We start from the raw sequence: 7,497 nt of genomic DNA, 5'->3' as shown, positions 1-7,497 counted from the left end.
GACGTGGCTCTCGCTGGCCGCCGGGGCGCGGTTGGCGGCGGTCACCAACGTCCGGGAGGGCGGCCCCGAGCGCCCGGCGGCAGCATCCCGGGGTGAGCTTCCGGTCGACGCGCTCACCGGACCGGTCCCCGTGACCGGGTTCGCCCAGCACGTCGTCGACGATCTGGGCAGGTACGGGCCGGTCAACCTCCTGGCCGGCGACCTCGACGAGATGTGGTGGGCCTCCAACCGGTCAGGTCGGGGGCCCATGCGGTTGGGCACCGGGGTCCACGGCTTGTCCAACGCGGCACCCGACACCCCGTGGCCCAAGGTCGTCGGCGCGGTCGCGCAGGTGCGAACCCTCCTGGGCACCGAGGCGATCTCCGGTCAGGACTGGTCGGGCCCGCTACTCGACCTGCTCGCCGATCGCCGCAAGGCGCCGATCCGGCACCTGCCGCGGACGGGGGTCCCGCTCTGGCACGAGTGGCGCCTGTCGTCGCGGTTCGTCCGGATCGGCCGGTGGTACGGGACCCGGTCGACGACGGCGCTGCGGATCGACGAGCACGGTACCGCCGACGTGGTCGAGCGCACCTGGGACGCCCGGGGACGCGTCGCGGGGACGGTCACCGCCCGGCTCTGAATGCAGATCCGCGCGGTGACCGCCCCCGGGGCGGTCTCGCCGGTGTGGCCGTCCGGCCAGCGTGTCCGACTATCCGACGGTCCAGGTGTTGCTGCCGTCGAGCAGGGACTGCAGGTCCGCCGGTGCGGTCTCCTTGGCGGCGGCGACCTGGGCGCGGGCCTGGTCGTCGTAGGTCTCGCGGTGCACCTGCCGGATGATGCCGGTGACGGTGTACTCGAGGTCCTGGCTGGACAGGTTCGCCAGCGCGTGCGCGTAAGAGGGGTCCTCGGCGTGGGCGTCGTGGACGATGATGTCGGCCTCGTCGACCTCGGCGGTCGCCGCGACCTTCAGCGAGAAACCGGAGCGGACCACGCAGTGCTGACCGTCGTCGCCGAAGATGATCTTCTCGCCGTGGCGGACCGCGATGAGGTGGTCGCCCGCGTCCTCCTTGCGCAGCAGGTCGAACGAGCCGTCGTTGAAGATCGGGCAGTCCTGCAGGATCTCCACGAAGCTGGTGCCGCGGTGGCGGGCGGCGGCCTCGAGGACCTCGGTCAGACCCTTGCGATCCGAGTCCAGGGCGCGGGCCACGAAGCTCGCCTGGGCGCCGAGCACCAGCGACAGCGGGTTGAACGGGTGGTCCAGCGACCCCATGGGGCTGGACTTGGTGACCTTGCCCGGCTCCGAGGTGGGCGAGTACTGGCCCTTGGTCAGCCCGTAGATCCGGTTGTTGAACATCAGGATGTTGAGGTTGACGTTGCGGCGGAGGGTGTGGATGAGGTGGTTGCCGCCGATCGACATGGCGTCGCCGTCACCGGTGACCACCCACACCGACTGGTCCGGGCGGGCGGTGGCCAGCCCGGTGGCGATCGCCGGGGCGCGCCCGTGGATCGAGTGCATCCCGTAGGTCTCGAGGTAGTACGGGAAGCGGCTCGAGCAGCCGATTCCGGAGATGAACGTGATGTTCTCGCGCTTGAGACCGAGCTTGGGCAGCAGGGCGCGGATGGTGGCCAGGATGACGTAGTCGCCACAGCCGGGGCACCAACGCACCTCCTGGTCGGAGGTGTAGTCCTTGGGCTTCTGCGGCGCATCGCTCTTGGGTACGGAGGCCAACGCGTCCAGGGGCAGCGGGCTGCCCACGAGTCCGGGTTCGGTGGTGGTCATGGAAATCCTCTCCTCGCTCGCGGGTCAGCGGGTTCGGTTGGCGGTGGTGGTGCCGGTGGCGGTGTGGCCGATCCGCCGGTTGCGCGCAGCGGGCTCGCCGGTCGTGGTGATGACCCCGTCGAGCGCCAGACGGTACTTGTCGTGCTCGGTGTGGGTGAGTCGCCCGGCGAACTCCGCCTCGATGGCGGTCTGCAGCTCCTCGGCCGAGAACGCCATGCCGTGCACCTTGGTGATGGGCTGGATCTGAGCCGGGAAACGGGCCTTGAGCAGCATGGCGAGCTGTCCCAGGTTCATCTCCGGAACGAGCACCCGGTGGTACTTGGCGAGCACCTCGCCGATATTGTCCGGGAGCGGGTTGAGGTGGCGGACATGCGCGCGGGCCACGCGGTGGCCGTTGGCGCGGGCGCGGCGGACCGCCTCCCCGATGGGGCCGTAGGACGATCCCCAGCCCACCACCAGGACGTCGGCCTCGCCGGACGGGTCATCGACCTCGAGGTCGGGCACGTCGATGAGCGCGATCCGCAGGGCCCGGGTCCGGGTCATGAGATCGTGGTTCTCCGCGGTGTACGAGATGTTGCCGGTGCCGTTGGCCTTCTCCAGCCCGCCGATGCGGTGCTCGAGACCGGGCTCACCCGGGACCGCCCAGTCGCGGGCCAGCGTCTCGGGGTCACGGGCGTAGGGGAGGTAGTCCCCGGCGGCCTCGGTCTCTCCGTCGGCGCCGGTCGCGGGCGCGGTGGCGAGGTTCTTGTCGATCGCCGGCAGGTCGGCCACGTCCGGCAGGAGCCACGGCTCGGAGCCGTTGGCGATCGCGCCGTCGGACAGCACGATGACGGGGGTGCGGTAGGTGACCGCGATCCGCGCCGCCTCACGGGCGATCTCGAAGCAGTCCGAGGGCGACTGCGGGGCGATCACCGCGACGGGCGACTCTCCGTTGCGCCCGAACAGCGCCTGCAGAAGGTCCGACTGCTCGGTCTTGGTGGGCAGCCCGGTCGAGGGGCCGCCGCGCTGGACGTCGATGATCACCAGCGGCAGCTCGGTCATGACGGCCAGGCCGATGGCCTCGGACTTGAGAGCGAGGCCGGGGCCGGAGGTCGAGGTGACGCCCAGCGCCCCGCCGTAGGAGGCGCCGAGGGCGGCGCCGATGCCGGCGATCTCGTCCTCCGCCTGGAAGGTGGTCACGTCGAACTGCTTGAGCTTGCTCAACTCGTGCAGGATGTCCGAGGCGGGCGTGATGGGGTAGGTGCCCAGGAACACGGGCATGTCCGCCGACCTGCCCGCGGTGACCAGGCCGTAGGCCATCGCCGTGTTGCCGGTGATCTGGCGGTAGCGACCCTTCGGCAGCTGGGCCGGCATGATCTCGTACTCCGAGGCGAAGGCCTCGGTGGTCTCGCCGTAGTTCCAGCCCGCGTGCAGGGCCAGGACGTTGGCCTCGAGGATGGCGGGCTTCTTGCCGAACTTGCTGCCCAGGAACTTCTCGATCGAGTCGACCGTGCGCCCGTACATCCAGGTCAGCAAGCCCAGCGCGAACATGTTCTTGCAGCGCTCGGCGTCCTTCTTGCCGATGTCCACGGACTCGACGGCGCCGATGGTCAGCGTGCCCATGGCCACCTCGTGCACCTGGAACGCCTCGAAGGCCGGGGAGCCGAGGGGGTTGGACTCGTACCCCACCTTGGTGAGGTTGCGCTTGGTGAACTCGTCCGAGTTGACGATGAGGATGCCGCCGGAGGGCAGGTCGTCGATGTTGGCCTTGAGCGCGGCCGGGTTCATCGCCACCAGCACGTCGGGGCGGTCCCCGGCGGTGAGGATGTCGTAGTCCGCGATCTGGATCTGGAAGCTCGACACCCCGTGGATCGTGCCCTGGGGGGCCCGGATCTCGGCCGGGTAGTTGGGCTGGGTCGCCAGGTCGTTCCCGAAGGCCGCGGCCTCCGAGGTGAACTGGTCACCGGCGAGCTGCATGCCGTCACCCGAGTCGCCCGCGATGCGGATGACCACCTTGTCCAGCTTGGTCTTGGACACATTGCCCACCGCTGCTGACCTCCGTTGCGTCTGAGATGATCGGGGCTGGTCGTGACTCCCGTACGGCCACCGACGGTACGCCGGTTCCGGCGCGACCCGTGGCCGCGGCGGAATTGGAAAACGGTAACACGTTCCAGTTAGGCGTAGTGCCCCCTCGTCATCACCATAGACCGGTCTGTCTATCCGTGCCAATCGGCGGGAGTGCGCGCGGCCCCCGGGCGAGGTGTCCGGGGGCGTGCGAGCCCGATGACCTCGATGACCGGAGACGCCGGCGACGGCGACGGCCACGGCGACGACCACGACCACGACGACGACGACGAGGCGGCCCGGTGCGAACGGAGACATATATATAGGGATGCGTCCGCGCACCGATCCCCACCGGGTCGCCGATCTCTCACCGTCACCAGGGCACCTCGGCCCACCTCCGCATGGGGGAGGAGAGGGCGGAGCACCGGCGCCCGTCCACGGCCTCGGGGGTGGAACCGCGGCGGAACGCGACTCTCGGGGAGCGCCCCTGGCCTGGTATGAATTCTCATAGACAGGCCCCGGCACGCGTACCGTATCCGGGACCGGAGTTCGGCGACACACGTCGCCGACGGATCAGCGCAGGTTGGGAGCAGTTCAGTGGCGAGCAAGCAGACAGCATCGGGCGGAAAGCGGAGCCTGGTGATCGTCGAGTCCGCCACCAAGGCCCGCAAGATCCAGCCCTACCTGGGGTCCGACTACGTGGTCGAGGCGTCGGTCGGCCACATCCGTGACCTGCCCAAGGGCGCCGCCGACATCCCGGCCAAGTACAAGAAGGAGCCGTGGGCGCGGCTCGGCGTGAACCCGGAGGACAACTTCGAGCCGATCTACGTGGTGAGCGCGGACAAGAAGAAGAAGGTCGCCGAGCTCAAGAAGGAACTGGCCGGCGTGGACCAGCTCCTCCTGGCCACCGACCCCGACCGCGAGGGCGAGGCGATCGCCTGGCACCTGCTCGAGGTGCTCAAGCCCAAGGTCCCGGTCAAGCGCATGGTGTTCCACGAGATCACCAAGCCCGCGATCCTCGCCGCCGCAGAGAACACGCGCGAGCTGGACACCGACCTGGTCGACGCCCAGGAGACCCGCCGGATCCTCGACCGTCTCTACGGATACGAGGTCTCCCCGGTCCTGTGGAAGAAGGTCATGCCGCGGCTCTCCGCGGGCCGCGTGCAGTCCGTGGCCACCCGCGTGATCGTCGAGCGCGAGCGGGAGCGCATGGCGTTCGTCGCCGCCGACTACTGGGACATCACCGCGACCCTGACGACGCAGCAGGCCACCGGCGGGGACGCGGGGGAGCCGCGCAGCTTCACGGCCCGCCTCGCCGCGGTGGACGGTGCCCGGGTCGCCCAGGGCCGCGACTTCGGCCAGAACGGCCGCCTCAAGACCACCGGCGCGGCCAAGGACGCGGTGGTGCTCGAGGAGGCCGCGGCCCGTGCGTTGTCGGACGCCCTCGACGGTGCCGACTTCGTGGTCGATTCCGTGGAGTCCAAGCCGTACACCCGGCGTCCCTACGCGCCGTTCATGACCTCGACGCTGCAACAGGAGGCCGGCCGCAAGCTGCGCTACACCTCCGAACGCACCATGCGCATCGCCCAGCGGTTGTACGAGAACGGCTACATCACCTACATGCGTACCGACTCCACGACGCTGTCCGAGGGCGGCATGTCGGCCGCGCGTGCGCAGGCCACGGAGTTGTACGGCAGCGAGTACGTCTCGCCCACCCCGCGTCAGTACACCCGCAAGGTCAAGAACTCCCAGGAGGCGCACGAGGCCATCCGCCCGGCCGGGGAGTCCTTCGCGACGCCCGGTCAGCTGCACAGCGCGCTGGATGCCGAGGAGTACCGCCTGTACGAGCTCATCTGGCAGCGCACGGTCGCCTCCCAGATGGCCGACGCCAAGGGCACGTCGGTGAGCATCCGGATCACGGGCGCCGCGGGCGAGAACCCGTCCGGGTACAGCCGGGCCACCTTCGCGGCCTCGGGCCGCACCATCACGTTCCCCGGCTTCCTCAAGGCGTACGTCGAGGCCGCCGAGGAGTCCACCGAGTCGTCCGACAAGCCCATGGCGGACGACGCCGAGCGGCGGTTGCCCCGGCTCAGCGAGGGGCAGGCGCTCACGGGTTCGGATCTGTCCGCCGACGGCCACACCACCAGCCCGCCGGCCCGCTACACCGAGGCGAGCCTGGTCAAGGTCATGGAGGAGATGGGGATCGGCCGCCCCTCCACCTACGCCAGCATCATCCGCACCATCCAGGACCGTGGGTACGTGTATTCGCGGGGCAACGCCCTCGTGCCCAGCTGGGTGGCGTTCGCCGTGATCGGTCTGCTCGAGCAGAACTTCGGTCGACTGGTGGACTACGACTTCACCTCGCTCATGGAGGACGAGCTCGACGAGATCGCCGAGGGGCGCGAGAACCGCGACGACTGGCTGCGTCGCTTCTATTTCGGTGACCCCGACGGCGCCGGGTCGGCCGGGGACGGGGATCACGCGGTCGGGCTCAAGAACCTCATCGACGTGAACCTCGAGGCCATCGATGCCCGCAGCATCAACTCCATCCGGGTCTTCGACGACTCCGAGGGACGACCGGTCCACGTCCGTGTCGGGCGCTACGGTCCGTACCTCGAGCGCATGGTCGCGGGGGAGGGCGGCGAGCAGGAGTCGCAGCGCGCCAACCTGCCGGAGGGGATGAGCCCCGACGAGCTCACGCTCGAGGTGGCCGAGAAACTCTTCGCCACCCCGCAGGACGGGCGTCCGCTGGGCGTGGATCCCGAGACCGGTCACGAGATCGTGGTCAAGGACGGCCGATTCGGCCCCTACGTCACCGAGAAGCTGCCCGAGCCCACCGACGCGGAGAAGGCGCAGTGGGCCAGGAAGGTGCTCGCCGACGCCGAGGCGGAGAAGAAGCGGATCGACGCCGAGCGCGACGCCGCGATGGCGGCCGCGAAGGATGACGAGGCCAAGGCGGAGGCCAAGAAGGCCGCGACCAAGGCCAAGTCCGCCGTGACCCGCAAGGCCAAGAAGGAGTCCGACAACCCCACCGGCCCCAAGCCGCGGACAGGGTCGCTCATGCAGTCGATGGAGCCGGCCACGGTCACGCTCGAGCAGGCACTCAAGCTGCTGTCGCTGCCGCGGGTGCTGGGCGTCGACCCCACGAGTGGTGAGGAGATCACCGCGCAACTCGGCCGATACGGTCCCTACCTGCGGAAGGGCACCGATTCGCGGACCCTGGACACCGAGGACGCCGTCTTCACCATCACGCTCGAGGAGGCTCTGAAGATCTACTCCGAGCCCAAGCGTCGGGGCCGGCAGGCCGCCGCACCCAAGGCGCTGCGCGAGATGGGGGTCGACGAGGTCTCCGGCAAGCAGATGCTGGTCAAGGACGGGCGTTTCGGGCCGTATGTGACCGACGGGGAGTCGAACGCGTCCCTGCGCAAGGGCGACACCGTGGAGACGCTCACCGACGCGCGCGCCTCGGAACTGCTGTCCGAGCGGCGTGCCAAGTCCCCGCCGAAGAAGGCCCCGCCGAAGAAGGCCGCGGCGAAGAAGGCCCCGGCCCGGAAGTCTCCGGCCAAGAAGTCGCCGGCCAAGAAGGCCACCGCGGGGCGCTGACCCGACCGCGGACACCCTCCCCGCGGTTGGCGGACACCTCCTCCGCGCTGGCGGACAGGATCGGTGCTCACGGGCCCTCAGGACGCGGAATT

Annotated in this window: 4 protein-coding genes; 2 read left to right on the top strand and 2 right to left on the bottom strand. The window is 69.9% G+C overall.

Annotated elements, in window-relative coordinates:
* On the top strand, window positions 1–619 hold a 619-nt coding region (locus tag G6017_RS03040; protein WP_182615898.1), incomplete at its 5' end, for an NRDE family protein.
* 69 nt (window positions 620–688) lie between these two features.
* Here G6017_RS03040 and G6017_RS03035 read toward each other — a convergent pair.
* Both G6017_RS03035 and G6017_RS03030 read right to left on the bottom strand, forming a co-directional pair.
* Window positions 689–1,759 (bottom strand): 2-oxoacid:ferredoxin oxidoreductase subunit beta, encoded by a 1,071-nt coding sequence (locus tag G6017_RS03035; protein WP_182615896.1) that lies wholly within the window; start codon window positions 1,757–1,759, stop codon window positions 689–691.
* 24 nt (window positions 1,760–1,783) lie between these two features.
* A complete protein-coding gene (locus tag G6017_RS03030; protein ID WP_179524438.1) occupies window positions 1,784–3,784 on the bottom strand; it encodes a 2-oxoacid:acceptor oxidoreductase subunit alpha in 2,001 nt (666 codons plus the stop codon).
* Between the two features lie 615 nt (window positions 3,785–4,399).
* On the opposite strand from G6017_RS03030, the gene topA reads away from it, so the two are divergent.
* On the top strand, window positions 4,400–7,405 hold the full coding sequence (gene topA, locus G6017_RS03025) for a type I DNA topoisomerase (protein WP_182615894.1): 3,006 nt from the start codon (window positions 4,400–4,402) through the stop codon (window positions 7,403–7,405).
* Window positions 7,406–7,497: the final 92 nt, after the last annotated feature.

It is taken from the genome of Dietzia sp. B44 (assembly GCF_014145245.1).
Classification (GTDB): domain Bacteria; phylum Actinomycetota; class Actinomycetes; order Mycobacteriales; family Mycobacteriaceae; genus Dietzia; species Dietzia natronolimnaea.
The sequence above is the reverse complement of the archived record's forward strand: the minus strand, read 5'-3'. Positions and strand labels throughout refer to the sequence as shown.